At 68.2% G+C, this 26,272-nt stretch carries 21 protein-coding genes; 9 read left to right on the forward strand and 12 right to left on the reverse strand.

Translation table 11 applies throughout. The features are described 5' to 3' along the window. Window positions 1-34: 34 nt before the first annotated feature. On the forward strand, window positions 35-2,626 hold the full coding sequence (locus F6X51_RS07210) for an ABC transporter permease (protein ID WP_150962535.1): 2,592 nt from the start codon (window positions 35-37) through the stop codon (window positions 2,624-2,626). 286 nt (window positions 2,627-2,912) lie between these two features. Beyond that, window positions 2,913-3,680, forward strand: a complete 768-nt coding sequence (locus tag F6X51_RS07215) for a Bax inhibitor-1/YccA family protein (protein ID WP_150962536.1) — start codon at window positions 2,913-2,915, stop codon at window positions 3,678-3,680. A 128-nt stretch (window positions 3,681-3,808) separates the two neighbouring features. Here F6X51_RS07215 and F6X51_RS07220 read toward each other — a convergent pair whose 3' ends face one another. Continuing rightward, window positions 3,809-4,183 (reverse strand): DUF2794 domain-containing protein, encoded by a 375-nt coding sequence (locus F6X51_RS07220; RefSeq protein WP_150962537.1) that lies wholly within the window; start codon window positions 4,181-4,183, stop codon window positions 3,809-3,811. Window positions 4,184-4,552: 369 nt separating this feature from the next. On the opposite strand from F6X51_RS07220, the gene bluB reads away from it, so the two are divergent. Both bluB and F6X51_RS07230 read left to right on the forward strand, forming a co-directional pair. After that, a complete protein-coding gene (gene bluB, locus F6X51_RS07225) occupies window positions 4,553-5,185 on the forward strand; it encodes a 5,6-dimethylbenzimidazole synthase (protein ID WP_246696660.1) in 633 nt (210 codons plus the stop codon). A 185-nt stretch (window positions 5,186-5,370) separates the two neighbouring features. Continuing rightward, window positions 5,371-5,904 carry a L,D-transpeptidase gene (locus tag F6X51_RS07230; RefSeq protein WP_150962539.1) on the forward strand — a complete coding sequence of 178 codons (534 nt, stop codon included), beginning with the start codon at window positions 5,371-5,373 and terminating at the stop codon, window positions 5,902-5,904. A gap of 93 nt (window positions 5,905-5,997) precedes the next feature. On the opposite strand, the gene F6X51_RS07235 is transcribed toward F6X51_RS07230, so the two are convergent. After that, window positions 5,998-6,306 (reverse strand): cupin domain-containing protein, encoded by a 309-nt coding sequence (locus F6X51_RS07235; protein ID WP_150962540.1) that lies wholly within the window; start codon window positions 6,304-6,306, stop codon window positions 5,998-6,000. A gap of 84 nt (window positions 6,307-6,390) precedes the next feature. Then, entirely contained in the window at window positions 6,391-6,621 is a 231-nt protein-coding gene (locus F6X51_RS07240) for a DUF1674 domain-containing protein (RefSeq protein WP_150962541.1), read from the reverse strand. Between the two features lie 72 nt (window positions 6,622-6,693). Here F6X51_RS07240 and F6X51_RS07245 point away from each other — a divergent pair, with 72 nt between their 5' ends. After that, window positions 6,694-8,067: an RsmB/NOP family class I SAM-dependent RNA methyltransferase gene (locus F6X51_RS07245; protein ID WP_150962542.1), complete on the forward strand. Its 1,374-nt coding sequence runs from the start codon at window positions 6,694-6,696 to the stop codon at window positions 8,065-8,067. Here F6X51_RS07245 and F6X51_RS07250 read toward each other — a convergent pair. Then, on the reverse strand, window positions 8,064-8,291 hold the full coding sequence (locus tag F6X51_RS07250; RefSeq protein ID WP_150962543.1) for a hypothetical protein: 228 nt from the start codon (window positions 8,289-8,291) through the stop codon (window positions 8,064-8,066). The genes F6X51_RS07245 and F6X51_RS07250 overlap by 4 nt on opposite strands. A gap of 281 nt (window positions 8,292-8,572) precedes the next feature. On the opposite strand from F6X51_RS07250, the gene F6X51_RS07255 reads away from it, so the two are divergent. Beyond that, window positions 8,573-10,351 carry a heparinase II/III family protein gene (locus F6X51_RS07255; protein ID WP_407658464.1) on the forward strand — a complete coding sequence of 593 codons (1,779 nt, stop codon included), beginning with the start codon at window positions 8,573-8,575 and terminating at the stop codon, window positions 10,349-10,351. A 125-nt stretch (window positions 10,352-10,476) separates the two neighbouring features. Then, window positions 10,477-12,075 carry a bifunctional phosphoribosylaminoimidazolecarboxamide formyltransferase/IMP cyclohydrolase gene (purH, locus tag F6X51_RS07260; protein WP_150962545.1) on the forward strand — a complete coding sequence of 533 codons (1,599 nt, stop codon included), beginning with the start codon at window positions 10,477-10,479 and terminating at the stop codon, window positions 12,073-12,075. A gap of 90 nt (window positions 12,076-12,165) precedes the next feature. On the opposite strand, the gene F6X51_RS07265 is transcribed toward purH, so the two are convergent. The 5 genes from F6X51_RS07265 to F6X51_RS07285 all read right to left on the reverse strand — a co-directional run bounded on the left by F6X51_RS07265 (window position 12,166) and on the right by F6X51_RS07285 (window position 22,094). Then, window positions 12,166-13,920 (reverse strand): MFS transporter, encoded by a 1,755-nt coding sequence (locus F6X51_RS07265; protein WP_150962546.1) that lies wholly within the window; start codon window positions 13,918-13,920, stop codon window positions 12,166-12,168. Window positions 13,921-14,460: 540 nt separating this feature from the next. After that, on the reverse strand, window positions 14,461-16,155 hold the full coding sequence (locus F6X51_RS07270) for a cation acetate symporter (RefSeq protein WP_150962547.1): 1,695 nt from the start codon (window positions 16,153-16,155) through the stop codon (window positions 14,461-14,463). Beyond that, window positions 16,152-16,544, reverse strand: coding sequence for a DUF485 domain-containing protein (locus tag F6X51_RS07275; RefSeq protein ID WP_150962548.1), 393 nt, complete (start codon window positions 16,542-16,544; stop codon window positions 16,152-16,154). The genes F6X51_RS07270 and F6X51_RS07275 overlap by 4 nt, the downstream gene beginning before the upstream one ends. Before the next feature lie 128 nt (window positions 16,545-16,672). After that, entirely contained in the window at window positions 16,673-18,619 is a 1,947-nt protein-coding gene (gene acs, locus F6X51_RS07280) for an acetate--CoA ligase (protein ID WP_150962549.1), read from the reverse strand. A gap of 610 nt (window positions 18,620-19,229) precedes the next feature. Then, entirely contained in the window at window positions 19,230-22,094 is a 2,865-nt protein-coding gene (locus F6X51_RS07285; protein WP_191970032.1) for an ATP-binding protein, read from the reverse strand. Window positions 22,095-22,300: 206 nt separating this feature from the next. Here F6X51_RS07285 and F6X51_RS07290 point away from each other — a divergent pair, with 206 nt between their 5' ends. Both F6X51_RS07290 and F6X51_RS07295 read left to right on the forward strand, forming a co-directional pair. Next, window positions 22,301-22,789, forward strand: a complete 489-nt coding sequence (locus tag F6X51_RS07290) for a phasin (RefSeq protein ID WP_150962551.1) — start codon at window positions 22,301-22,303, stop codon at window positions 22,787-22,789. A 159-nt stretch (window positions 22,790-22,948) separates the two neighbouring features. Continuing rightward, window positions 22,949-23,266 (forward strand): hypothetical protein, encoded by a 318-nt coding sequence (locus F6X51_RS07295; protein ID WP_150962552.1) that lies wholly within the window; start codon window positions 22,949-22,951, stop codon window positions 23,264-23,266. 112 nt (window positions 23,267-23,378) lie between these two features. On the opposite strand, the gene F6X51_RS07300 is transcribed toward F6X51_RS07295, so the two are convergent. From F6X51_RS07300 to F6X51_RS07310, 3 genes are all read right to left on the reverse strand, one after another. Then, entirely contained in the window at window positions 23,379-24,044 is a 666-nt protein-coding gene (locus F6X51_RS07300; protein ID WP_150962553.1) for a L,D-transpeptidase, read from the reverse strand. Between the two features lie 210 nt (window positions 24,045-24,254). Further along, the gene (locus F6X51_RS07305; protein WP_150962554.1) at window positions 24,255-25,073 is read right to left on the reverse strand and encodes a transglutaminase-like domain-containing protein; all 819 of its coding nucleotides are present in this window, start codon (window positions 25,071-25,073) and stop codon (window positions 24,255-24,257) included. Window positions 25,074-25,218: 145 nt separating this feature from the next. Further along, entirely contained in the window at window positions 25,219-26,139 is a 921-nt protein-coding gene (locus tag F6X51_RS07310; RefSeq protein ID WP_150962555.1) for a transglutaminase family protein, read from the reverse strand. Window positions 26,140-26,272 lie beyond the last annotated feature (133 nt).

Genomic DNA, 26,272 nt, shown 5'->3' on the forward strand with positions numbered 1-26,272 from the left:
ACCTGCCGCGCTCCCGCTGACGATGGGTGTCTGAATGCACGGCACGCTCCCACAGGCTGCGGAGCCCGGGCGACGCGCACCGGTGACCTTCTCCGCCTTGCCGCTGACGTTGCGCCTCGCACTGCGGGACCTGCGCGGCGGCCTCTCGGGCTTCACCGTCTTCCTCGCCTGCATCGCCCTCGGCGTCGCGGCGATCGCAGGCGTCGCGTCGATTTCGCGCTCCCTCTCGGACGGGCTCGGGCGCGAGGGCCGACGCATCCTCGGGGCCGATCTGAGCTACAGCCTTATCAACCGGGAGGCGAGCCCGGCCGAACGATCCGCCCTCGACGCTCAGGGCCGGGTCGACGTGGTCGCGACCCTGCGGGCCATGGCGCTCGCGGGCGACAAGGGAGCGGCCCTCGTCGAGCTGAAGGCCGTCGACGGCCGGTATCCGGCAGCGGGCGATCTCGTCACCGATCCGCAAGCGCCCCTCGCGACGCTGCTGGCCGAGCACGACGGGGCTCACGGGGCGGTCGCCGACCCCGCTCTCCTCACCCGCCTCGACCTGAAGGTCGGCGACCCGGTCACCATCGCGGGCAGGCGCTTCTCGATCCGCGCCACCCTCGTGTCCGAGCCCGACCGCATCGCCAACGGCATCGGCTTCGGGCCGCGGCTGATCATCTCCCAGGAGGCGTTGCGCGCGACGGGGCTGATCCAGCCGGGCAGCCTCAACCGCTGGAGCTACCGGCTCCAGGTGCCCGGGGCGAGCGATGCGGACCTCACCGCCATGGCGCAGCGTGTCTCCGAGGCCGCGCCCGACGCGGGCTGGGAGATGCGCTCGCGCGCCAACGCCGATCCCCGCTTCGCCAAGAGCATCGAGCGCTTCACCCAGTTTCTGACGCTGGTCGGCCTCACCGCCCTCATCGTCGGCGGGGTCGGCGTCGCGAACGCGGTCCACGCCTTCGTCGAGCGCAAGCGCGGTGCGATCGCCACGCTGAAGAGCGTCGGCGCTCCGGGATCGCAGGTGGTGATCCTCTATCTGACGCAGGTGATGCTGATCGCGGGGCTGGGGACCGCGATCGGGCTCGCCATCGGGGCGAGCCTGCCCTTCGTCCTGGATGGTTTGTTCCGGAACGACCTGCCGCTGCCCCTCAACCCCGCCCTCGTCCCGGGCGAACTCGCCCTGGCCGCGGCCTACGGCCTTCTCACGGCCCTTGCCTTCGCAATCACGCCACTCGGCCGCGCGCACGATATCCCGGTCTCGGGCCTGTTCCGGGACACGGTGGACCCCTCCGGGGAGAGGGTCCGCCTGCGCTACCGGGTCATTCTGGCCTGCGCCCTCGCGGCCCTCATCGGCCTCGGCCTCGCCACCGCCTTCGACCGGCGGGTCGCGCTCGTCTTCATGGCGGCGGCGGGGATCGCCTTCGGCCTCCTGCGTCTCGTCGGGCTCGGGCTCATGGCGGGAGCGCGCCGAATCCGGCGGCCGAAGCGCGCCGCACCCCGGATGGCCCTGGCCAACCTGCACCGGCCGGGGGCGCTGACCCCCGCGATCGTCCTCTCCCTCGGCCTCGGCGTGACCCTCCTCGTCACGCTGAGCCTGATCGACGCCAACGTGCGGCGAACCCTCACCAGCACCCTTCCGGCCCACGCGCCGAACCTGTTCTTCCTCGACATCCCGGTCGCCGACGCGGAGGCCTTCCACGCGTTCCTCGGCAAGGCCGCGCCCGGCGGCAAGATCGAGCGCGTGCCGATGATGCGCGGTCGCATCGTGGCGCTGAACGGCGTGCCGGCGGAGTCGATCAAGCCGCCGGAGGACGCGGCCTGGGTGCTCGACGGCGACCGGGGCATCACCTACGCGGAGGACGTGCCGGAAGGCTCGACCCTGGTGTCGGGCAAATGGTGGAACGCCGAGGAGGCCCGGACGCCGCTCGTCTCGTTCGACGCAGAGCTCGGACGCAGCCTCGGTCTCACGGTCGGGAGCACGGTCACGGTCAACGTTCTCGGGCGCAATCTCACCGCGAAGATCGCCAACCTGCGCAAGGTCGAGTGGCGATCCCTCGGCATCAACTTCGTGATGGTGTTCTCGCCCGGCACCTTCCGGGGCGCACCGCACTCGGACCTCGCGACCCTGACCCTCCCCGGCGGGACCGACGCGAAGTCTGAGAATGCGATCCTGCGCGACGTGGCACGCAGCTTCCCGTCGGTCACGAGCGTGCGTGTGAAGGATGCGCTCGAAGCGGTGAACGACCTGGTGGGCAAGCTCGTCCTGGCGATTCGCGGCGCGAGCGGCATCGCCGTGATCGCGAGCCTGTTCGTGCTCGCCGGCGCCGTCGCGGCCGGACACCGGGCCCGCCTCTACGACGCCGTCGTGCTGAAGGTTCTGGGCGCGAGCCGCGGCCGGCTGCTCGCGGCCTACAGCCTCGAATACGGGTCACTCGGGTGCGCCACCGCCCTGTTCGGGCTTCTCGCCGGCACCCTGTCGGGTTGGGTGATCGTCACGAAGGTGATGCGCCTGGAATTCACCCTGGACCTTTCGGGTGCCCTCGTGGCCGCCGGGCTCGCCGTCGTTCTCTCCGTGATCCTGGGCTTGGCCGGAACCTGGCGCATCCTCGGACAGAAGCCGGCGCCCTATCTGCGGGAGTTCTAGGGCGCAGGCGGGCGGCCGTGCCGTTCCGCACGAAAGCGTGGCGCGGCCGTAATGGCGCAGTCGATTCCGGCGGCAATGTAGCGTTATGCCAATTTAATCCCTGATTTATCGAAGAAAAATACCGCAGATCCGGCTCGAAAAACCGCTCTCACAAGCTGGACCGGCCTCTTGTGCCTGGACGCGCAACGCAACATATTTGGGACCGAGGCGCCTGCGCGGGCGCCAGAGGTTGTGCGTGAGCCTCGTTCCCAACAGCACGCTGAGAGAGCTTCCAAAGGAAACTCCCATGGCATTCGACAACTCTCCCTTCCGGTACGGCGCGCAAGCCCCCGGCTACGCTGGCACCCAGGTCGAGGTCGACCAGGGGCTGCGAGCCTTCATGCTCGGCGTCTACAACAACATGGTGGTGGGTCTCGGCATCTCGGGCCTCGTGGCGCTCGGCCTGAACATGGCCGCCACCGCCCAGACCGAGACGGGTCGGCTCGCGCTGACGCCCTTCGGCCAGATGCTCTACAACAGCCCCATCAAGTGGGTGCTGATGCTCGCTCCGCTGGCGTTCATCTTCGTCTTCTCGATGCGGATGGACCGGATGTCGGCCGCCTCGGCACGCCTGACGTTCTTCGCCTTCGCTGCGGTCATGGGTGCCTCGATGTCGACGCTGCTCCTCGTGTTCACGGGCGCCAGCGTCGTACGGGTGTTCTTCATCACCGCGGCCACGTTCGGCGGACTCAGCCTCTACGGCTACACCACCAAGCGCAGCCTCTCGGGCATGGGCTCGTTCCTGATCATGGGCCTGATCGGCCTGATCATCGCGTCCCTGGTCAACATCTTCCTGCAGTCCTCCGGCCTGCAATGGGCGATCTCGTTCCTGGGCGTCGGCATCTTCGCGGGCCTGACCGCCTATGACACGCAGAAGCTGAAGGAGATGTACCTCTACGGCGGCGGCGACGGCGAGGTCGCGGCGAAGATGTCGGTGAACGGCGCTCTGACGTTGTATCTCGACTTCATCAACATGTTCCAGTTCATGCTCTCGCTGATGGGCGACCGTCGCTAGGCAGGGGCGAACCCCGGAACGGAGAAAGCCCCGGCGCCAGGCGCCGGGGCTTTTTTCTGTGTGGCGTATCCCGGGGCGGCATCTCCCGGGTGTCGCGACGGATCCAGGGTCGGGAGCGCGCCAAATCCTCAGACGACGCGCAACGGCTTCTCCAGGACGGCGAGCACGCGTCCGAGATCGGCCCCCCGCTTCAGGATCAGGCCGCTTGCCGCGACGACCGCGTAGGCTCCCTGTCGCCGAGCGAGCTTCGGGTCCTTCTCGATCCGGTAGAGCGGCATCTCGGACGCGCGGCGATAGATCGAGAACACGGCCTTGTCCCGGCGGAAATCGAGGGCGTAGTCGCGCCATTCCCCGTCCGACACCATCCGTCCGTACAGGTTGAAGATCGTTCGGAGTTCGTCGCGATTGAAGGAGATCTGGGGGGCGGGCGAAGAGGCCGGGAATGGGACCACATGGGCCGCGGTTTCGTTCGGGCGGGGCTCGGCACTCGTCCTCTCGCTCATCGTCACTCCATCGTCGGACAGCTTCGGTTAGCCGAATGATGGGCTCCGCCGCTTCGACCCGCAAGGGCGCTGTCTAGGGCGTCAAGGCCACGCTCCAGAAACAAAGCATCACGGTTTTGCCGCTTTCGCGCCTTTCGCGAGCCTTGTTGCGCCCGCACAACGTTTCCCGAACCTCGTTGGCCTGTGCCCGGCTCACGCCCGAAACCCGAGCTCCCCAGCCCTCGGGCGCCGAGCCGGATCCACCGACCGACATTCCAGAGGTTTCGAGACCCAAGGACTTCAGGCCGCCTCTTCGGAGCGGCCTTTTTTCTGCGCGCCGCCCGTCGGAACGGGCTATGAGACGAGCCCCTGTGTCTGGATCCCGTCCGCGTGCCCACCTTCGACGACCGGTTCCGCGAGACGCTCGGCGACCTGTTCGCGTGGCGCCGGGACGTGCGCCGCTTCCACCGGGACGCGGTCGATGAGGCGGCGCTGCGCACCTGCCTGGACCTCGCGAACCTGAGCCCGTCGGTCGGCAACAGCCAGCCCTGGCGTTTCGTGAGGGTCTCGAGCCAGGAGAGGCGGGCCGGTGTGCTGGCGAGCTTCGAGCATTGCAACGTCAGCGCGGGCGCGGCCTACCCGGATTCGCGGCGCGACCTCTACCGGCGCCTGAAGCTCGAAGGGCTGCGGGAGGCGCCGGTTCACCTCGCGGTCTTCTGCGACGAGGCGACGGATGCCGGGCACGGTCTCGGGCGCGCGACGATGCCGGAGATGCTGCGCTTCTCCGTGGTCGGGGCGATCCAGAGCTTCTGGCTCGCCGCGCGGGCCCACGGTCTCGGCGTCGGGTGGGTCTCGATCCTGGAACCAGGCGTCGTCACGGAACTCCTCGATGTCCCGGAGGCCTGGCGTCTCGTCGCGTATCTCTGCGTCGGCTATCCGGTCGAGGAGCATCTCGATCCCGAGCTCGAGCGGCACGGTTGGCAGGGGCGCAGCGATGACGCCAAGCGCCTGCTCGAGCGCTGACGGCCATCAAGGTTAGGACTTGCTTTCCGCCGAGGCGTGACTTTGCGCCGAAAGCTCTGCGCAGTTTTTACCGAGACGAGTGATCGCGGTGCGTAATGTCCACAGGAGGTTTTTCCGCCCGCGGAACAGCAACCTTGGCGGTGAATTGTCGTCCTGCGTAAGGTCACGCTTTCGAGGACGATCCGATGTTCGGGCAGAAGGGATGCAGCGCGGTGGCCGCCGGTGCGGTGCTGGCAGGCTTGGGAGCGGCAGTGTCGGGATCGGCAAGCCCCGCTCACGCCCGCGAGATGGTGCCGTTCCACGAGGGATCAATCTCGCCGGGATCGGTCGTGATCCGCATCTCCGAACGACGGCTCTACCTCGTCAACGGCGACGGGACGGCGATCCGGTATCCGGTCGCGGTGGGCAAACCGGGGAAGCAGTGGGTCGGCGCCACGCAGATCGACGGGAAATACGTGCAGCCGGCCTGGGCGCCCCCGCGTGAGGTGAAGCGCGACAACCCGCGCCTGCCGAACCTCATTGCCGGCGGCTCTCCGCGCAATCCCATGGGAGTGGCGGCGATGACGCTCGCGGGCGGCGAGTATGCGATCCACGGCACCAACCGACCGAACTCGGTGGGCACCTACGCATCCTACGGGTGCGTGCGCATGTACAACCAGGACATCGTCGATCTCTACGGCCGCGTCTCGGTCGGGACACAGGTCTACATGGTTCGCTGACCCGTCGGCCCGGCCTCGCCGCGCAGCGAGAATCGCCGTCTGCGAATGAAGGGCGGTTCTCCGGCGGCCTCGACGACGAATGGGCCGACCGCGCTAGGAGGCCGGCGGCGCGGTCGCCTCGACGGCCGTGAAGGTCTCCAGGATCCTGTAGCTGTGCTCGGCCCCGGCCGGCACCAGCCAGGAATCACCGGGTTCCAGCGTGACGGTCTCCCCACTGAGCGTCAGCTCGGCCCGGCCCGAAATCACGTAACCGACCGTCTCGTAGGGACGGCTGGCACTGGGCTTCTGGTCGGTCGGCGGCTCATCGCGCCACATCCGCATGGCCAGCGTCTCGCCGCCTGCGAGGCTGACCTCGCCGTGGGCGCCGGCGGAGGCGGTTCTGCTCGAGATCTTCGTCGCCATGGCGTGTCTCCCTCATCGGATCAACTGAGGGCCCAACAGCAATCGTCGGCGGACGTTCCGCAGACGGCAGGCCTGCGTCCGCAATCAGAAGTCGACGGCGATCCCCTTGACCTCCCAATCATCGTAGCGCACGGGCTCCAGCCCGCCGCGCCCGCGGCGCTCACCACGCGCGGCGATCCCGGCCGCATGTGCGTCGATGGCGGCACGGCGTTCGGCGGCTTCGGCCAGAGCCCGCTCCGCCGCGGGCGAGAGAACGCGCGTCGGCAGCCCGGTCTCGCTCTCGTCGGCGGGGGCGGTCTTCTTCGGGTCTTGCATCGCGTACGCTCAGGTGAAAGGGCATGCATCGGATCCGGCGCGTCCGCCGGCGATCACAGGAAAGTAAGTTTGATGGCGACAAGCCGCAACGTGGGCGGCCAGGGTGCGGCCATCGAGGGGAACGTGGCAGGCCTCGGGGCCCGCCTCGTGGCGCGCAACGCGGTCGCCGACCTGATCGGGCAGGACCGCGCCTTCGCCCTGGAGGACGCCCTGGCGCAAGCCGGGCGGACGGCCGGCCTCGACCCGGCCGACGCCGCGCTGGCGCGCGCGATCGCGACCGTGACGTTCCGCCGTTTCGGCTTCCTGAAGCGGGCCCTGGCGGCACGGATGGCGCAGGGGCTGCCCGAGAACGAACCGCGCCTTCTCGCGCTCCTGGCAACGGGGGCGGCCCAGATCCTCGATCTGCACGTTCCCGATCACGCCGCCGTCGACCTCTCGGTGCGCCTCGCCAAGGCCGACCCGCAGGCCCAGCACCTTGCCGGCCTCGTCAACGCCGTCCTGCGCCGGATCGTGCGGGAGAGAGCGGCCATTCAGGCCGATGCGATCGATCCCCTCGAGCACAACACGCCCCCGTGGCTCGCGGCCCGCTGGCGCGCGGCCTATGGACCGGACCTGGCTCAGGCAATCGCGCGGGCGCACCTCCACGGGGCCGCCATCGACCTGACGGTGCGGGGCGAGGCGCAGGCCTGGGCCGAACGCCTCGACGCGGACCTGCTGCCTCTCGGCTCCCTGCGCTTGCGCGACGCCAAGACACCGGTCGCGGACCTGCCTGGCTATGCCGAGGGGGAGTGGTGGGTGCAGGACGCCGCTGCGGCAATTCCGGCGCGCCTTCTCGGCGTCGCGCCCGGCGCCAGGGTCGCGGATCTCTGCGCCGCCCCTGGCGGCAAGACCGCCCAGCTCGCAGCGGCCGGCGCGCTGGTCACGGCCGTCGATCGCTCCGCTCCCCGGCTCGAACGCCTGCGGCAGAACCTCGCCCGGCTCGGGCTGAACGCGGAGATCCGCGTCGGGGACGCGCTGACCCTGCCGCAGGAGGGCACGTTCGACGCCGTCCTCCTCGACGCCCCCTGCTCGGCCACCGGCACCATCCGTCGCCACCCGGACGTCGCCTGGATCAAGGGCGATGCCGATATCGGCCGGCTCGCGGCGCTGCAATCCCGGCTGCTCGACCGGGCCGCGACCCTCGTGAACTCGGGGGGGCGCCTCGTCTTCTGCACCTGCTCCCTCGAGCCGGAGGAGGGTGAGCAGCAGGTTGCGGCCTTCCTGGCCCGCAACGGCGACTACGAGCGCGTCCCGGTCACGCCCGAGGATGTCGGAGGGCTTGGCGACCTGATCGATCGGAACGGAGATCTGCGCACGCTCCCCGCCCATCTCGACGGCACCGGGACAACCCTGCGTGGAGGAATCGACGGCTTCTTCGCGAGCCGGCTTCAGCGGCGTCCGGCTTAGAGCAGGCCGAGCTGGCCGCTGCCGTCATCCCGCTCGCGCCGCTTGGGCCGGTCGCCGATGAGGACGCCCGCGATCGAGACGGATGCCTTGAAGGCGGCGATGTCCGCGAAAGCCTGGACCTGCGTGCGAAAGCGCGACGGTGAGCAGACCACCGCGCCGGAGCGATCATCGGACAGGGTCCAGAACCACAGGCCCGTCGGGTCTTCGGTGAGGTCGAAACGCATGGCTGTTCCGTGTCCTGGTATCGGACAGTCAGACGATACCCGAGAAAAAGTCTCGACGGGTAAATGTCTTAGCAAGATCAAGAGATTGCCGGCTACGAAGCGCCCGTATGGGATCGTTGTCCCCGCAATCACCGTTCTCCACAAGCGAACGGTGCCCGGGGCTCGAGGGCGCCGGTCATCGAATCACCACGATGGTCACCCGACCGGAGCCCCGAATCCGGTCGGCGCACTGGGCATATGCTTAACCACTGGTTAAGAGGCCCACTCTAGCTTCGTTCGCCATGAGAACGGGCCGGGCGCATTCTCGCGCATCCGCCCGGCGGGGAGATCGCGTGCGTTGGGGGCCTGATCGCTGGCGCTTGTATCGGCTCGTCGGGCGCGAGGTCGCGCGGACGATGCGCGGAGCATCGGCGCGACTGACATCCTCGCCCGACATCCTGGCACGGGTTCGCGTGACGGGCCTCGTGATCGCGCCTCAGGACCTGCGCACCAGCGACGCGACCTTCGCGGACGACATCTATTCCGGCCTGTTCGTCTTCGCCGGACGCTCGCTGGCGGTGAGCGGCCGCTCTCCCTTCGACTACACGCCACCCTCGCCGGAATGGGCCGAGGTCCTCTACGGCTTCGGCTGGCTCCGGCACCTGCGCGCCGCCGACACCGCCTTGGCGCGCGCGAATGCGCGTGCCTTCGTGGCCGATTTCATGGCCGGCCGGGGCGATCCGACCCTTGCGCGCCCGACGCCGGTGGCCGCGCGGCGCCTGATCTCCTTCCTCAGCCAATCGCCACTGGTGCTGGAAGGGGCCGATCGCAACTTCTACCAGGGGTTCCTAAAGATCCTCGCAAAGTCGGCGCGCGAGCTGGAGCGGGACCTTCGCTGGGGCTTGCCGCCCCAGTGGCGGCTCAGCGCGGCGGTCGCCCTCTGCTATGCCGGCCTGTGCTGCGAGGGGATCGAACCGATCCTCCGGCGCGCGACGCGGATCCTGTCCCGCGAACTCGATCGCCAGATCATGGCCGATGGCGGCCATCGCAGCCGCGATCCGCGCTTCGCCATGGAGCTGATGCTCGATCTGCTTCCCCTCCGGCAGAGCTATCTCAGCCGCAGCGTCGACCCGCCGGAAGCCCTGCTGCGCGCGATCGACCGGATGCTGCCGCTCCTGCGGCTCCTGCGCCACGCCGACGCTTCATTGAGCCACTTCAACGGCATGGGCGCGACCGCCGCCGACCACCTGGCGACGCTCCTCATCTATGACGGCGCCATGGCGCAGCCCATGTCGCATGCGCCGAACTCGGGCTACGAGCGGCTGGAGAGCGGGCGGATCGTCGTCGTCGCGGATGTCGGCGCTCCGCCGCCACTGCCCTTCTCCCGCAATGCCGGGGCCGGCTGCCTCTCGTTCGAGATGTCGAGCGGTCCGCAGCGGATCGTCGTCAATTGCGGATTGCCGGCAAGTGGCGCGGAGTTGCGGCGCCTCGCCCGCAGCACCGCAGCCCACTCGACGGCCACGGTCGCCAACACTTCCTCCTGCCGGCTCCTCGGGGGAGGGGGCTGGTGGGGCGAGCGGCTCGCAGCGGATTGGTTGTCGCGTCACCTGGGCCCGGTCGTCCTGCGCGGCCCCAGCGACGTGAAGGCGGAGCGCACCGAAACGGCCGATGCCCTCGTGGTCGCCGCACGCCATGACGGTTACGCCGAGGATTTCGGCATCGTGCACGAGCGGAGATGGCAACTCGTCGGCAGCACCGGACGCCTCGATGGCCAGGACGCCTTCGTGCGCACGGGCAAGGGGCGTCACAAGCCGCAGGACGTCGCGATCCGCTTCCATCTCCATCCCGCCATCGTGGTCTGCGGCGAGACGACCGATGACCTGACGCTGTCCTCGCCGCTCGGCGAGGTCTGGGCGTTCCGGGCCGAGGGCGCGGCGATCGCGATCGCGATCGAGGAGAGCGTGTATTTCGCGGGCCTCTCGGGCGCACGCCGCACCGATCAGATCGTCCTGCACCTGCGCGTCGAGGACACGACGCAGGTGAGCTGGTCCTTCGCGCGCCGGATGAACCCGTCCGGCTGATCCGCTTCGCAGACCCGAACGGCCCGCGGCGGCGGTCGCATCGTCATCCGGCCTACCCTGGCCCGCTCGCCCGGATTCGTGTTACCGCGCCGGCGAAACCTCGCGACTGCCAGGACGAACGATCGATGTCCCACGACCAAGTGCGGGTGACCCGCGCGCTCCTTTCCGTTTCGGACAAGACGGGCCTCGTCGACTTCGCTCGCGCCCTGAATGCCCGCGCCATCGACCTCGTCTCGACCGGCGGCACGCACCGGTCCCTCAGCGAGGCCGGTCTGCCCGTCACCGAGGTCGCGGACCTGACGGGCTTCCCCGAGATGATGGACGGTCGCGTGAAGACCCTGCATCCGGCGGTGCATGGCGGCCTCCTCGCGGTCCGGGACAACCCCGAGCATCAGGCCGCGCTCGCGGCGCACGGGATCGGTGCCATCGATCTCCTGGTGGTCAATCTCTACCCGTTCGAGGCGACCATCGCGGCGGGCAAGCCCTACGCGGAATGCATCGAGAACATCGATGTCGGCGGCCCCGCGATGATCCGCGCCGCCGCCAAGAACCACGCCGACGTCGCGGTCGTGACGGATGTCTCCGATTACGCGGCCCTGCTCTCGGAACTCGAGAGCGGCGCCGGAATGCTCTGCGGCGAGACGCGGCGGCGCCTCGCCCAGAAGGCCTATGCCCGTACCGCCGCCTACGACGCCGCGATCGCGAACTGGCTCGCCGGGGAGATCGGGGGGGAGGGCACACCGGCCTTCCGGGCCTTCGGGGGTCAACTCGCGCAGGGCCTGCGCTACGGCGAGAACCCGCATCAATCGGCGGCCTTCTACAAGTCCCCGGGCATCGTAAGGAAGGGGGTTGCGAGCGCCCGTCAGCTTCAGGGCAAGGAGCTGTCCTACAATAACTTCAACGATACGGACGCGGCCTACGAGTGCGTCGCGGAGTTCGACCCGTCCCGCACGGCGGCCGTGGCGATCATCAAGCACGCGAACCCCTGCGGCGTCGCGGAGGGCAACGACCTGCTCGAGGCCTATGAGCGGGCACTCGCCTGCGACCCGACCTCGGCCTTCGGGGGGATAGTCGCGCTCAATCGCAGCCTCGATGCCGATGCCGCTCGCAAGATCGTCGAGATCTTCACGGAGGTCATCATCGCGCCCGAAGCCTCCGGGGAGGCGAGGGCCATCATCGGAGCGAAGAAGAATCTCCGCCTCCTCATCGCGGGCGGCTTGCCGGACCCGCGCGCGCCGGGTGAGACCGTCCGCAGCCTCTCGGGAGGCCTGCTGGTGCAGGGCCGCGACAATGCGGTGGTCGACGACATGCCGCTCAACGTCGTCACCCGGCGTGCGCCGACGGAGCTGGAATACGCCGATCTCCGGTTCGCCTACCGGGTCGCCAAGCACGTGAAGTCGAACGCGATCATCTACGCCCGGGGCGGTGCCACCGTGGGGATCGGTGCCGGGCAGATGTCGCGGGTCGACTCCGCGCGCATCGCAGCCTGGAAGGCCGCCGAGGGCGCCAAGCGCCTCGGCCTCGCGGAGAGCCTCGCCAAGGGCTCGGTCGTCGCCTCCGACGCGTTCTTCCCCTTCGCGGACGGCCTTCTGGCAGCCGCCGAGGCGGGGGCCACCGCCGTGATCCAACCGGGCGGTTCGATGCGCGACGACGAGGTGATCCGCGCCGCCGACGAAGCGGGCCTCGCCATGGTGTTCACCGGGCATCGCCACTTCCGGCATTGAGGGCGGACGGGCTGCACCCGTTCCGCATGCCCCGACGAAAAAGGCCCCGCCGATCGGCGGGGCCCTCTCGTCTCGCAACGGCCGTGACGGTCAGCGCGTGGGCTGATCGTCGAAGGTGAAGATGTCGCGATCCTTGGTCTCCGGGATGAAGATCAGCCCGACCACGAAGGTGAACAGGGCGATCACGATCGGGTACCAGAGGCCGAAGTAGATATCGCCGGTCTGGGCCACCATCGCGAAGGCTGTCGCCGGCAGCAGACCGCCGAACCAGCCATTGCCGATGTGATAGGGCAGCGACATCGAGGTGTAGCGGATCCGCGTCGGGAAGAGTTCCACGAGCGCGGCCGCGATCGGGCCGTAGACCATCGTCACGTAGATGACGAGGATCGTCAGGATGCCGATCACCACGAGCTTCTGGCCGGTGAAGACATCGAGGGGGTTTGCGACCTTGATGATGGACGGATTGCTCGCCGCCGGGTACCCGGCCTCCGTCAGCGCCCCGGTCACGGACTTGCTGAAGGTCGGGTCGGCCACCGGAAAGTCCTTGCCGGCGACGCTCACCACCGTCGGCGAACCCGCCGGAAGCGGCTCGGTCCGATAGGACACGGCGCTGCGGGCGAGAAGCGCCTTGGCGATGTCGCACTCCTTGGTGAACTTGGCCGTTCCGACCGGATTGAACTGGAACGAGCATTCGGCCGGATTGGTCTTCACCACGACCGCGACGTTCGCCTGGGCCGCGTGGAGCGCCGGATTGGCGTTCGCGGTCAGGAGGTTGAACAGCGGGAAGTAGGTCAGGGCGGCGATCAGGCAGCCGCCGAGGATGATCGGCTTGCGGCCGATCCGGTCAGAGAGGCTGCCGAAGAACAGGAAGCCTCCGGTGCCGAGGATCAGCGACCAGGCGATCATCACGTTGGCGGTGAACTGGTCGACCTTCAGAATGCTCTGGAGGAAGAACAGGGCGTAGAACTGGCCCGTGTACCAGACGACGGCCTGACCCGCGGTGAGGCCGAGCAGGGCGAGCAGGGCCCACTTGGCATTGCGCCACTGACCGAACGCCTCGGAGAGCGGGGCCTTCGATTGGGTTCCCTCGGCCTTCATCTTCTGGAAGGCAGGGCTCTCATGCATCTGCAGGCGGATCCAGACCGAGATGGCGAGGAGCGCGACGGAGACGAGGAACGGGATCCTCCAGCCCCAGACCTGGAAGGCCGTGAGCGTGGTGCTGGTGCCGTCCGCATTCGTCACGACGGTCGGCGCGTAGGCGCTGTTCACGTACCCTTGAGTCGAGAGGATGATGATCAGCGAGAGCAGCAGCCCGAGCGTCGCCGTCGTCTGGATGAAGGCGGTGTAGAACCCACGCCGTCCGCGGGGCGCGTGCTCGGCGACGTAGACTGCGGCTCCGCCGTACTCGCCACCGAGTGCGAGGCCCTGCAGCATGCGCAGGCCGAGCAGCGTCACGGGTGCGACCCATCCGATCCCGTAGGCATTGAGCGTCGTGTAGGAAGGCAGCAGGCCGACGCAGAAAGTGGAGATGCCCATGATCAGGATCGTGATCAGGAAGGTGTACTTGCGTCCGACCATGTCGCCGAGCCGGCCGAACACGAGGGCGCCGAAGGGCCGCACGAGGAAGCCGGCCGCGAACGCCAGAAGCGCGAAGATGTTGCGCGTCGCCTCCGGGTAGGCCGAGAAGAATTGCGCGCCGATGATGGCAGCGAGAGACCCGTAGAGATAGAAATCATACCACTCGAAGACGGTGCCGAGCGACGATGCGAGAATGACCCGCTTCTCGCTGGAGCTCATCGGTCTTGCCGCTTCATCCGCCCGCGGCACCGCGGTTCCCACTGCCATAACAGTCCCTCCACACGATTATGACCGGCCACCGGGCATCCCGGCACCGGTTGCGGACAGCGCTTGGATGCGGCCCGACCCGTTCTTGTTCACTTCCTCGGCCGAACCGGAACGACCGTGCGGGTCGTCGCCAAGCTCGGTTGGACATATGACGCTAGCGCAAGTCTGGCCTGCGCCCAAGTGCCGCCAAGGAGCAAAAACGACGTAGATGTTAATATTAACAAGCTTTGTGTTCCGGATCGGTAACCGAGTGCTCGTCCCTGAAGACGGGTGCCCTCACACGTCTTGGGAACTTCAGCTCCGACGCCTCGTCAGGTGGACGCGAGACGCTGCAGGCATGCAGCAATGCTGAAATTTCAGCGTCGTCGCGAGCAGAGCCGATGCTGTCTATGTTTGAAGGTCGGCTCACCTGCTACGACTGGAAACCCTGACGACCAGTCCGTCGAGCCGCGGTGAGCAGCGCGAAGCGTGTGCGAAAGCCCAGGATCGCCGATCGCGGCCGAAGGGCGCGGCTGGTCCGATGCCGCGCCCTCAGGTTGGTCAGTGTGCGTGGGCAGTCGATGCACCAATCCCGGTTTCCGAGCGGACGTACTGGGCATCGAATGCCGCGCGCTCACGCCGTGCCCGTTGCGACCGATCCAGCTTCGACACGATGACGATCGTCGCGAAGGCGAGCGGCATCGAGAACAGGGCGGGATTGTCGTAGGGGAAGATCGCCGTCGGGTTGCCGAGGGTCGCAACCCAGACCGCCTTCGACAGGACCACCATCATCACCGCCGCGATGAGCCCCACGAGACCGCCGATCAAGGCCCCCCAGGTCGTCGTATCGCGCCAGAGGATCGACATCGCGAGCACCGGGAAGTTGCAGCTCGCCGCCACCGAGAACGCCAGCCCGACCATGAACGCGACGTTCTGGTTCTCGAAGATGTATCCGAGCACGATCGCCACGATGCCGATCACGACCGCCGCGATCTTCGACAGGTTCACCTCGTGCGCTTCGGTCGTGCGCCCGCGGGCGATGACCTGGGCGTAGAGGTCGTGGCTCACGGCGCTGGCGCCCGCGAGCGTCAGCCCTGCGACCACGGCGAGGATCGTCGCGAAAGCGACCGCCGAGATGAATCCCAGGAAATACGGGCCGCCGACGGCGTTGGCGAGGTTGACCGCCACCATGTTGGTGCCGCCGATCATGTCCTTCAGCTTGTCGAAGGCGCCGGCCGGGCCAAGCTTGAAGTAGGTCGGATCCGACATCAGCAGGGCGATGCCGCCGAACCCGATAATGAAGGTGAGGATATAGAAGTAGCCGATCAGCCCGGTGGCGTAGAACACCGACTTCCGGGCGGCCTGCGCATCCGACACCGTGAAGAAGCGCATCAGGATATGCGGCAGGCCGGCGGTCCCGAACATCAGGCCGACGCCGAGGGAGATGGCCTCGATCGGATTGTTCACGAGGCCGCCGGGCGCCATGATCGCGTCCCCCTTCGGATGGGTCTGGACCGCCGCGGCGAACAGGGATTCCGGGTTGAAGCCGTACTTGAACAGCACGGCACCCGCCATGAAGCTCGCGCCGCCGAGGAGCAGGCAGGCCTTGATGACCTGGACCCAGGTCGTGGCCTTCATGCCTCCGAACGCCACGTAGACGATCATCAGCACGCCCACGATGATGACGGCGTAGAGGTAGGGCAGGCCGAACAGGAGCTGGATCAACTTTCCCGCGCCGACCATCTGGGCGATCAGGTAGAAGGCCACGACCACCAGGGTCCCGGTCGCCGAGATGATCCGGATCGAGGTCTGGTCGAGGCGGAACGAGGCGACGTCCGCGAAGGTGAATTTCCCGAGATTGCGCAGGCGCTCGGCAATCAGGAAGAGCACGATCGGCCAGCCGACGAGGAAGCCGGTGGAGTAGATCAGCCCGTCGAAGCCCGAGGTGTAGACGAGGCCCGAGATTCCGAGGAACGACGCGGCCGACATGTAGTCGCCCGCGATCGCCAGCGAGTTCGTGCCGGCCGAGATGCCGCCGCCGGCAGCGTAGAAGTCGGCGGCGGACTTGGTCGAGCGGGCGGCCCGGATCGTGATGCCGAGGGTTGCCAGCACGAAGAAGAAGAACATTCCGATCGCCGGCCAGTTCGTCGACGATTGCTGGACGGCGCCGAGATCGGGGCCAGCCGCGAAGGCCGGCGGGACGAGGGACGCGGTGGTGAGGGCGAGGGCGAGCGGGAGCCGGGCTAGGCGGGTCATCGTCCGACACTCCGGTTCAGCTCGGCCGTGAGATCGTCGAAGCGGGAATTGGCGCGCGCCACGTAGATGCCGGTGAGGATGAAGGCGAACACGATCACGCCGACGCCGAGGAAGAGCCCGAGCGAGGCCGTGCCGCCGCCGACCTTCACGGCAAGGAGCGCCTTGTCGAAGGCGATGAGGCCGATGAACCCGAAATACACGATCAGCATCAGGATCGTCAGGATCCAGCCGAAGCGCGTCCGCTCATGCACGAGCGCCTGGAAGTTGGGATTCCGGACGATCGCCTGGTAGGGAGGCTCGCCCGTCGCGGCCGGCCCCGTGGCAGCTCCGGTGCCGGGAGGGGAACGACGCGGGTCGTTCGGCGGTGTTCCGTATCGTGATCCGCTCATGGCAAAGCCCTCCGCGGAAATCGGACCTTGCTGGGCGAGGCCGGCTTCCAGAATCCGTTCAAGCGCGCGTTGTGATGATGCAGGACCGGGCGCCCGATCGGAGCGCCCGGTCTTCGGACCCGATCGGATCAGCGGCGGTTCTGCCGGTTCTCGATCAGGTCGTCGACGACCGCGGGCTCGGCAAGCGTCGAGGTGTCCCCGAGCGACGAGAACTCGTTCTCGGCGATCTTGCGCAGGATGCGGCGCATGATCTTGCCGGACCGCGTCTTGGGAAGTCCCGGCGCGAACTGGATCAGATCCGGCGAGGCGATCGGACCGATGTCCTTGCGGACCCAGGACACGAGCTCCTTGCGCAGGGCGTCGGACCCTTCCTCGCCCTCGTTCAGGGTGACGTAGGCATAGATGCCCTGACCCTTGAGATCGTGCGGATAGCCGACCACCGCGGCCTCGGCGACCTTCGGATGCGCGACGAGAGAGGATTCGACCTCCGCCGTACCCATTCGGTGGCCCGAGACGTTGATCACGTCGTCCACGCGGCCGGTGATCCAGTAGTACCCGTCCGCGTCCCGGCGGCACCCATCGCCGGTGAAGTAGTTGCCCGCATAGGTCGAGAAGTAGGTCTGCTCGAAGCGCTCATGATCACCGTAGACCGTGCGCATCTGTCCGGGCCAGGAATCCTTGATGCAGAGGTTGCCCTCGCACGGCCCCTCGAGGGTCTTGCCCTCGGCGTCGACGACGATGGGCTGGACACCGAAGAACGGCCGCGTCGCGGAGCCGGGCTTCAGGTTCGTGGCTCCCGGCAATGGCGTGATCAGGATGCCACCGGTCTCGGTTTGCCACCAAGTATCGACGATGGGGCAGCGCCGGTCGCCGACGACCTTAAAGTACCATTCCCAGGCTTCGGGATTGATCGGCTCGCCGACGGAGCCGAGCACGCGCAGGGAGGCGCGCGAGGTCTTCGCCACCGGACCCTCGCCGCCTCCCATGAGGGAGCGGATCGCCGTCGGAGCCGTGTAGAAGATGTTGACCTTGTGCTTGTCGACGACCTCCCAGAACCTCGAATTGGACGGATAGGTCGGGATGCCCTCGAACATCAGGGTCGTGGCGCCGTTCGCGAGCGGCCCGTACACGATGTAGCTGTGCCCCGTGACCCAGCCGACATCGGCCGTGCACCAGTAGACCTCGCCTTCGCGGTAATCGAAGACGTATTGATGGGTCATCGACGCGTAGACGAGATAGCCGCCCGTGGTGTGCACGACGCCCTTCGGCTGTCCGGTGGAGCCGGACGTGTAGAGGATGAAGAGCGGGTGCTCCGCCTCCACCGCCTCCGCCGGGCATTCGTCGGTCACCTGCTCGGCGGCCTCGTGATAGTAGACGTCGCGGCCGGCCTCCATGGCCACGTCCGAGCCGGTGCGGCGGACGACGATGACATGATCGACGACGTCCTTGCCGAGACGCTGGATCGCCGCATCGACATTAGCCTTGAGCGGCACCTTGCGGCCACCGCGAAGGCCCTCGTCGGATGTGATCACGACCTTGGAAGCACAACCCTCGATACGACCGGCGAGGGAATCCGGTGAAAACCCGCCAAACACGATGGAGTGGATCGCACCGAGACGCGCACAGGCGAGCATCGCGTAGGCCGCCTCCGGAATCATCGGAAGGTAGATCGTGACCCGGTCGCCCTTCGAGACGCCGCGGTTGCGCAGCACGTTCGCCATCCGGCAGACCTGCGCGTGCAACTCGCGATAGGTGATGTGCTTGGATTCGTTCGGGTCGTCGCCTTCCCAGATGATCGCGGTCTGATCGCCGCGGGTTTCGAGGTGGCGATCGACACAATTGTAGGCGACGTTGGTCCGACCGTCCTCGAACCACTTGATCGAGATATTGCCAGGCTCGAAGCTCGTATTCTTCACCGTCGTGAAGGGCGTCATCCAGTCGATGCGCTTGCCGTGCTCTGCCCAGAACGCCGCCGGGTCGTCCACCGAAGCCTTGTACATCTCAAGGTATCGGGCATTGTCGACATGTGCCCCTTGACGCCAGGCATCACGGACCTCGACTACCTTCTCGTCCATCACGCTTCTTCCCTGAGTGGTGCCCGATCGTATCGCGGTTTGTCCGCGCAGCCGAGACTTCCGAGACTTTTCTTAATCGCAGCCGGAGACCGGCGGCAAGCGCTCGTCCGATGCAGACATAGGTTGAGCGCAATGGAACTGTGCTAGGCGCCTGGCACGGCCCATGTCAAGAGAAGTTGGGATCCGGTTTTTCGCTTCCAGCCAAAGGCTTTGGTGGCAGAGCCAGCCTACTGGCGACGCGAAAAAACGTTCCCGGACCATGATCGAATGACCATCCCGGACAAGCTCGAATTGCGTCTCAATCAACAGGACCGCTGCCGTGCTTGCGACATAGCCGAAACTTCGGAAATCGGCGGTCGGATGCAGCCGCACATGATGGCCCGGAGCCGAGCTCTGTCAATTGACAGCCTTTGACTTGCAGAATGGATCAGAGGCCACGAAACCCTTTTTTGCTCGCGGACAGGTGAAGGACGCTCTGACAAAGGCAGTTCTTTGTCTCAAATCGGCGATAGACCGGGGGGCGCGGCCGCCCTCGAACGGTGTTCCTGTGGCTCGGGGCGGTTGTATCGGCGCAGGAAGGGCCGGCCCGACCGCCGGGGCCGACAGAACGCTAGGCGATCTTCGCTTGCCGGGCCGGGAACAGCATCTCGACCAGCGTGCCCTCATCCTTGCGGCTGGTGATCCGGAATCGCCCGTGATTCGCTTCGATGATGGCCTTCGTCAGCGGCAGTCCGAGGCCGGTGCCGCCCCCCTTGCGTGGCCCGGATGCGGAGACCTGACGGAAGGGCTGGAGGACAGCCTCGATCTCCTCCGTGCTCATGCCGATGCCCGTGTCGCGCACCCGGAGCGCGATCTCGCCGCGCTCCGCGGTCGTCGTGGAGACGATCACCTGACCGCCGGCCTCGGTGTACTTGATGGCGTTTGCGATGATGTTGAGGGCCGCCTGGCGCATCGATCGCTCGTCCGCCAACAGGTTCGTCGAGTCGGCAGCGAAGCTTGTCCGGACCACGATCCTGTCGCGCGCAGCCTGCGGCTGGAGCAACGTCACGCAGCTCGCGACGAGATCGTTCAGGGAGACGGGGCCGAAGGCCAGATCGAACCGTCCTGCCTCGATCCGCGCAAGATCCACGAGGTCGTTGACGAGGCCGAGAACGTGCTCACCCGAGGTGCGGATATCGCGCAGATAATCTCGGTAGCGATCAGTGCCGACCGCGCCGAACTGCTCCTTCAGCATCACGTCGGTGAACCCCAGGATGGCGTTCATCGGCGTTCGGATCTCGTGGCTGACCTTGGCGAGGAAATCCGTCTTCCACGTCCCCGGGGCCGCCGCCGCGGCGTCGGCGGTTGCATGGACCTGGTCGCTCGTGCTGCTCCAGCGATCCGGGGCATCGGTGTCGCGGAGGATCGCGACGCGGCGCCCCTCTCCGTCGCCGGGCAGGACGCGCAATACGAGCGATAGAGCTCCGGCCGCACCGGGCACCGTCACCGTCCGAGGCATCCCCGCGACGGTTTGAAGGCTGGAACGCACCGCGATGGTGCTGACCGGATCGAACAACCCGACGAAGCTGCGTCCGACCACCTCGGGAATCGCGCTGCCGAAGAAGGCGGCGGCGGCTCGGTTGAGGCTCAAGACATGCCCAGCCGCGTCGAGGGTCACGACGCCGTCGTCGAGCGCGTCGAGCGCGGTCCGAGCCGCCACGGCGTCGGTTCGGTCGGCCTTCCGGACCGTGCGTTCGGACGGAGAGCGGTCCGGACCGCTGCCGCGGCCCTCACGCAGGATCAGCCCGTGCGCCGGGGCATCGTCCCAGGCCACGGCGAATGGGGTCACCTCGGCCTCGCGGCGACTTCCATCTCGTGTCATCAGCGCGACAGGACCGTTCGACCGTGACGGCGTCTCCAGCGCAGGCTGTTCGTCCAGGGCGCGCGGCATTCCCCTGAACAGATCGGCCATGCCGCCCCTCGCCTGCAGCGCAGCGAGGTCGTCGAAACCCGCGAGGTCGAGAAACCGACGATTGGCGTAGAGAACCGCGTCACCCCGATGGATCAGGAGCGCAAGGGGTATGCCGGCGAGGAGGCCGACGGCGTCGGTCTGGTCCGGCTCGGGGCTCCGCGCGTCACCCGACCGCGTGCCAGGAAAGGGCGTCACCGATCCGCCTGCGCCTCGGACGGTCGCGCTCTCCTGATCGGCGTGAAGAGGCTCGTCCCCTTCGAAGCGCGCCCCGAGTGCGCGCGCGATCTCCCGGAAGGCAGCATGCTCGTTCACGCTGAGCGCCGTCTGTCCCTCTGAAGGCCGCCCGACCACATTCCCGGGCGTTGCGGGATGCGAGACGGATCCGGCCGGCGCCTCCTCGGGCAGGGCCTCGTCCGGTGCGCGGCGACGCGTTGCCGACGCAGTTCGGCTTCCGGATGTCCAGGTCAACCCGAAGCGGGCTGCGGGCACGAGGGCCGCCAGGGACAGGGCCGCGAGGGTCAGCGCCGCCGGCGCGAGGCTCCCGACCCGCGCCTGCGCATCGTTGCCGACAGGGTGAGGGGCGGGCACCCTCGCAGCGGGCGCCGGCTCGTCGAGCGTTGCCATGCCGGGAGAGATGAGGAGCGCGCGCCCCTCCGGCAATGCGCGTGTCTCGCTTGGTACGGAGACTGAACGGACGAGGCCGAAGCCCGCATATCCGGTGAAGGGCCGGCCCGCCCGTGCGCGCGGCGCGCCCGACACGTCGAGTTCGAACCGCCGTGCCGTCGCGTCCGTCGAGAGCACGATGGAAATCGCCCGAAAGGTGCCGTCACGGGCGAGCGCGGCGATGATCGGCTCGGCCCCCGTGAGGTGTCCGCTCGCCACGAGCTGATCCCAGCTTCGGCCGGACAGGACCGGCCGCAGAACCTCGGCGTTTTGACCGACGATGTCCGTGAACACACCCGCGGCATCGGTGCGCCAGATGAACCGATCTCCGACCGTGGCCCCGGCCGCCGGCGGCTGCGCGAACGGAGGGGAGGGGGACGCGTCGTCCTTCGTCCCAGCACGGGGCAGCGCCTCGGGTGCCGATGCGGGCGGAGCGTCCTGAGGAACACGCGCGCGCAGAATCGGCGCCTTCTCCATCAGCACCACGAGCAGCACCGCCCGGTCCGCGCCGATCATGCGGCGCGCCAGCAGGCATGTGGTCGGGACACCGATCCGGCGGGGATCGAAGCGCAGGCGCGCGAGGCGGAGCAGCGATCCGATCTCGCCGAGCCCTTCGATCTGTGCCGTCAGCGACGGTGGCAGGGCACGATGGGTTGGGTCGGGCGCGAGGGCGTCAACGAGGATCCGGGCGCCCGGCGCGGCATGGATCAACCGCTTCCCGGCGGCGTCGAGAATCAGGTAGGCGGCAGGAGGCTCGGACACGAGACACTCCAGGCGTGGCTCGCGCGCCCACAACCGCAATGCGGCATGAACTGCCTCGTCCTCCCGAAAAATTGCAGCCTCAGCCCCGCCGTCGGTCATTCGGACCTGTATGGTTGGAAAAATCGTCGTCTCCGCGCCCATAATGTAGTGCGGACTGCCTCGGGACGCTGGACACTTCAAGGCCGCGTCACACGTTTACGTCATGTCAACCTTAATGCCCCCGCCCCGGGTGGCATAGGGCGGCTGGTGTGTTATTGTGCAACGCACAACGATGCATCAACACCGAAGAACGAGAGGAGACGATCATGAGCAACACCCCGAATTATGAAGTGCCGGGCGAGATGCGGGACTTCGCCGAGAAGAGCGTCGATCAGGCCCGCAAGGCGTTCGACAGCTTCATCGGTGCGGCGCGCCGCACCGCCGATACGGTTCAGGGTTCGGCCGAGGTCGCCCGTACCAACGCTCAGGACATCTCCTCCCGCGGGTTCGAGTACGCCGAGCAGAACGTGAACGCCGCCTTCGATCTTGCCCAGAAGCTCGTGCGCTCCCGCGACGTGCAGGAGGCGATGCAGCATCAGGCCGAGTTCGTCCGCACCCAGTTCGCGGCGATCCAGGCCCAGGCCAAGGAGTTCGGCGGCCTCGCCCAGACGGCGATCCAGCAGGGCGCCGAGAAGGCGAAGACCGTGATGCAGGAGAGCGCCGACCAGGCCCGCAAGGCCATGGACCAGGGCACCGACGCGGCGCGCCAGACCGCGCACGATGCCGAGCAGACCGCCCGCAACGTCAACTCCTGATAGGGACCGCCGGCGTCTCGCCGGCCGGACGCGACGGATCGGACGGCCCGCCCCGCGCAAGCGCGGGGCGGGCCGTCTCGTTTTTGCCCGCATTGCGAGAAATGGCAGGGCTTGGCCCGCGCCGGAGCGGGACACAGGCACCCGAGAGGACGAACCGCCATGCGACCCGCCTACCGAATCGGCTTTGCCGCCGCGATCCTCGCCGGCGCGTTCGGATCGCAGATTGCGAGCGCGCAGTACTACGACGAGGGGTACGACCGGCCGCCGCCGCGCCGGGGTGCCTACGAAGAGCGGCGTCCGGCGCCCCGCCGCGCGAGCGGGCTCAACTGCGACGCGGTTCAGCAGGGTTTGAGCGGACCGCAGCCCTATTCCTGCCCGCTGCCCGGGCCGCGGCCGCTCGGCGCGCGCTGCTTCTGCAACATGCCGATCGCCTCGTTCAGCACGCCGCAGACCGCGGTCGGCCGGGTCGTGCCCTGAACCGCGGCCGTCCCGGCACCCGACCGACGAAAAAGCCGCGCCATCAACACGATGGCGCGGCTTCTTCGTGTCAGGCAGACACCGAAGACCGTCAGTCTTCGATCCCAGAAACTCAGTTCAGGACAACGACCTTGGCGCCGACCTTCACGCGCTCGTAGAGGTCCGTGACGTCGTCGTTGGTCATCCGGATGCAGCCCGAGGAGACCGCCTGACCGATCGTGTCCGGCTCGTTGGAGCCGTGGATGCGGTACTCGGTGTTGCCGATATACATGGCGCGGGCGCCGAGGGGGTTCTCGATGCCGCCGGCCATGTAGCGCGGCAGGTCGGGGCGGCGGGCGATCATGGCGGCGGGGGGCGTCCAGGACGGCCACTCGCGCTTGGCGGTCACGGTCTTGACGCCGGACCAAGTAAATCCGGGACGGCCGACGCCGACGCCATAGCGGATAGCCTCGTTGTTCGGGAGCACGAAGTAGAGCCGGCGCTCGGCGGTGGAAACCACCACGGTGCCGGGCCTGTAGTTCCCCTCGAAGCGCACGAGCTCCCGCGGGATCGGCTGGACCTGAGCTTGCGGCGCGGCCTGGACACCTTGCCCGTAGCCCTGCGGATAGTAACCCTGGCTCGGCGCGCCCTGGTAGCCGTAGGACGGGTCGGCACCGGCGTAATAGTCGTCGGCGCTGCTGGCACCGAAGGGATCGTAGGACGAGGCCGCCGTCGCCGGGGACGCAGCAAGAACACAGACACCGAGGATGCCCGCGAATGCGCTAGCAAGGGTCTTCATGGTGGAGCCTACCTGTGCAGTAACCTTTGCTATACAAGCGTAAGCATAGGCCGGCGGTTCCACGGCGCGTGACGATTTTGGATCACGAGCCGGGATGCGGCGCCGAACGCCGCGGTGCAGTGCGAAATCGTACCGCTCGCCCGGCCCGGGCAGCGCGCTCGGACAGGCTCCGCGCATGGAACAAATCATGAGCGATTCCGCGGATCCGGCTCACGCGACCTCGTCGGTGTGCACGTCGAACCGGGCGAGGTTCGTGAACCCGAAATTCGTGGTGATCGCGACGTCGGTCGCGTCGCGTCCGCGGGCCATCACGATGCGGCCGATCCGGGGTTTGTTGTGGCGGGCGTCGAACGTGTACCAGCGCGGGCCGTCCGGGCCGTCGAGATAGACCTCGAACCAGGCCGAGAAATCCATCGGGTCCGGCACCGGCGGAATGCCGATATCGCCGAGATACCCGGTGCAGTAGCGAGCCGGGATGTTCATGCAACGGCAGAACGTGACCGCCAGATGCGCGAAGTCACGGCAGACGCCGTGGCGCTGCATGAAGCCGTCCCAGGCGGTGCGGGTGGCATCGGCCCGCTGGTAGTCGAAGCGGATGCGCTCGTGGACGTAGTCCACGACGGCCTGGACCCGGGCCCAGCCCTCGGGCGTAGTGCCGAAGAGGGACCAGGCGGTCTCGGAGAGCTTGTCGGTGTCGCAGTAGCGCGAGCCGAGGAGGAAGACGAGCACGTCGTCGGGCAGCGCCTGGACGGGGATCTGGCGGGCATCCAGCACCACCGGGTCGGGCAGGCCGCTGTCCTGCACCACGAAATCGGCCGAGATCGTCAGGAGCCCGGGCGGGGCGACGATGCGGGTGCAGATGTTGTCGAAGCCGTCGCGGAACTCGGCGCACGCGACCGGCGGGTCGAACCGGATCGTCTGGGGCGTGAGCAGGTCCGGCAGGCGCGAGGGATGGAGGCTCAGCGCCAGGATCATCGGCGTCGGCTGCGGCGCCTCGAAGGCGATATCGAATCCGGTCCTGATCTTCATCGCGGGCAACGCCTCTTCTGGCGGGAGGACCGGCCGCCGGGGGATCGCCCGGGGCCTCGGGGCAGGGTTTGACGAAGGGGGTTTCGGGGCCCGGTTCGGGGCCCGAGCCCGGCGGCCGGTCCGGCGCCCGTCCCAGACTGGCGCGTCAACGGGTCGGCAGCAACTCGGGCATCCGGGCCCGGGGCTCCGCCGGATCGAGCTCGACCACCTCGACCTCGACGCTCATGCCGAGGTCGTCGGCCGGGAAGCCGAAGAAGGAGCCGTGCAGCGGCACGGCCTGGCGCGGGTCCCGCGCCACGGCGACACGGATCAGGTCGCGGTTGCCCACGATCCCGTTGGTGGGGTCGAACTCGATCCAGCCCGCCCCCGGCAGGTAGACCTGCAGCCAGGCATGGGTCGAGCCGCCGCCCACGTGTCGCTCGCGGTCGCCGCGGGGGTTGTAGAGGTAGCCGGAGACGAAGCGGGCCGCCATGCCGAGCGCCCGCACCCCCTCGATCATCAGCACCGCGAAGTCGCGGCAGCTGCCGCGCTTGACCCGCAGGGTGGTGACCGGGTCCTGCACGCCCTTCTCGCCGCGGGCCAGATAGGTGAAGTTCTGGCGCACGCTGCGGGTCATGGCCGCCAGGAGGTCCTGGGTCGGGATGCGCCCCGCGGCCGGGATGAAGCTGCGGGCCCAGGCATCGACCTCGTGGCGGGGGTCCGGATACTGGCGCTCAATGGTGCGCAGGAGGTCCGGCATGTCCTCGGCGCCGTAGCCGAAGGGGTAATGCGTGGCGTGGGGCGCCAGGGGGAAGACCGGGATGTGCTCGGGCGTGTGGTCGAGGGTGATGCCGCAGGTGAAGCGCAGGGTGGTGGCCCGGCCCCCGAAGGTCGCCACCGCGACGCAATTGCCAAAGACGTCGAAGAGCCAGCGCAGGGATTTCGGCGCCGGCTCGATCTCGAGGCTGGTGTCGATCAGGCGCTGGTCGTAGCTGTCGCGCGGCCGGAACATGATGCGGTGCTCGCCGAAGGCGACGGGCTGCCGGTAGCGGTAGGTCGTGACGTGGCGGACGGAGAGGATCGGCAACGCGCAAGGCTCCGCCGCGGCCGAGCGCCGCATCCCAGCCGCGATGCAAGAGGCAGGCCCGCCCGCCGGGGCGACGATCCGGTCCCGGGCGTGCCGGACCGGGTCAGCGAACGGACCCGCGCGGCCGGCCCCG

Source organism: Methylobacterium planeticum, from assembly GCF_008806345.1.
Taxonomy (GTDB): Bacteria; Pseudomonadota; Alphaproteobacteria; order Rhizobiales; family Beijerinckiaceae; genus Methylobacterium; species Methylobacterium planeticum.

Excerpts from the sequence above, each read along its gene's own strand:
- F6X51_RS07270 (WP_150962547.1), bottom strand. The coding sequence starts at position 16,155 with ATGACCCGCCTAGCCCGGCTCCCGCTCGCCCTCGCCCTCACCACCGCG.
- F6X51_RS07245 (WP_150962542.1), top strand. The coding sequence starts at position 6,694 with ATGGCGACAAGCCGCAACGTGGGCGGCCAGGGTGCGGCCATCGAGGGG.
- F6X51_RS07210 (WP_150962535.1), top strand. The coding sequence starts at position 35 with ATGCACGGCACGCTCCCACAGGCTGCGGAGCCCGGGCGACGCGCACCG.
- F6X51_RS07220 (WP_150962537.1), bottom strand. The coding sequence starts at position 4,183 with ATGAGCGAGAGGACGAGTGCCGAGCCCCGCCCGAACGAAACCGCGGCC.
- F6X51_RS07290 (WP_150962551.1), top strand. The coding sequence starts at position 22,301 with ATGAGCAACACCCCGAATTATGAAGTGCCGGGCGAGATGCGGGACTTC.
- F6X51_RS07305 (WP_150962554.1), bottom strand. The coding sequence starts at position 25,073 with ATGAAGATCAGGACCGGATTCGATATCGCCTTCGAGGCGCCGCAGCCG.
- purH (WP_150962545.1), top strand. The coding sequence starts at position 10,477 with ATGTCCCACGACCAAGTGCGGGTGACCCGCGCGCTCCTTTCCGTTTCG.
- F6X51_RS07265 (WP_150962546.1), bottom strand. The coding sequence starts at position 13,920 with ATGGCAGTGGGAACCGCGGTGCCGCGGGCGGATGAAGCGGCAAGACCG.
- F6X51_RS07235 (WP_150962540.1), bottom strand. The coding sequence starts at position 6,306 with ATGGCGACGAAGATCTCGAGCAGAACCGCCTCCGCCGGCGCCCACGGC.
- F6X51_RS07295 (WP_150962552.1), top strand. The coding sequence starts at position 22,949 with ATGCGACCCGCCTACCGAATCGGCTTTGCCGCCGCGATCCTCGCCGGC.
- F6X51_RS07240 (WP_150962541.1), bottom strand. The coding sequence starts at position 6,621 with ATGCAAGACCCGAAGAAGACCGCCCCCGCCGACGAGAGCGAGACCGGG.
- F6X51_RS07275 (WP_150962548.1), bottom strand. The coding sequence starts at position 16,544 with ATGAGCGGATCACGATACGGAACACCGCCGAACGACCCGCGTCGTTCC.
- F6X51_RS07230 (WP_150962539.1), top strand. The coding sequence starts at position 5,371 with ATGTTCGGGCAGAAGGGATGCAGCGCGGTGGCCGCCGGTGCGGTGCTG.
- F6X51_RS07255 (WP_407658464.1), top strand. The coding sequence starts at position 8,573 with ATGAGAACGGGCCGGGCGCATTCTCGCGCATCCGCCCGGCGGGGAGAT.
- F6X51_RS07300 (WP_150962553.1), bottom strand. The coding sequence starts at position 24,044 with ATGAAGACCCTTGCTAGCGCATTCGCGGGCATCCTCGGTGTCTGTGTT.
- F6X51_RS07250 (WP_150962543.1), bottom strand. The coding sequence starts at position 8,291 with ATGCGTTTCGACCTCACCGAAGACCCGACGGGCCTGTGGTTCTGGACC.
- acs (WP_150962549.1), bottom strand. The coding sequence starts at position 18,619 with ATGGACGAGAAGGTAGTCGAGGTCCGTGATGCCTGGCGTCAAGGGGCA.
- F6X51_RS07285 (WP_191970032.1), bottom strand. The coding sequence starts at position 22,094 with ATGACCGACGGCGGGGCTGAGGCTGCAATTTTTCGGGAGGACGAGGCA.
- F6X51_RS07215 (WP_150962536.1), top strand. The coding sequence starts at position 2,913 with ATGGCATTCGACAACTCTCCCTTCCGGTACGGCGCGCAAGCCCCCGGC.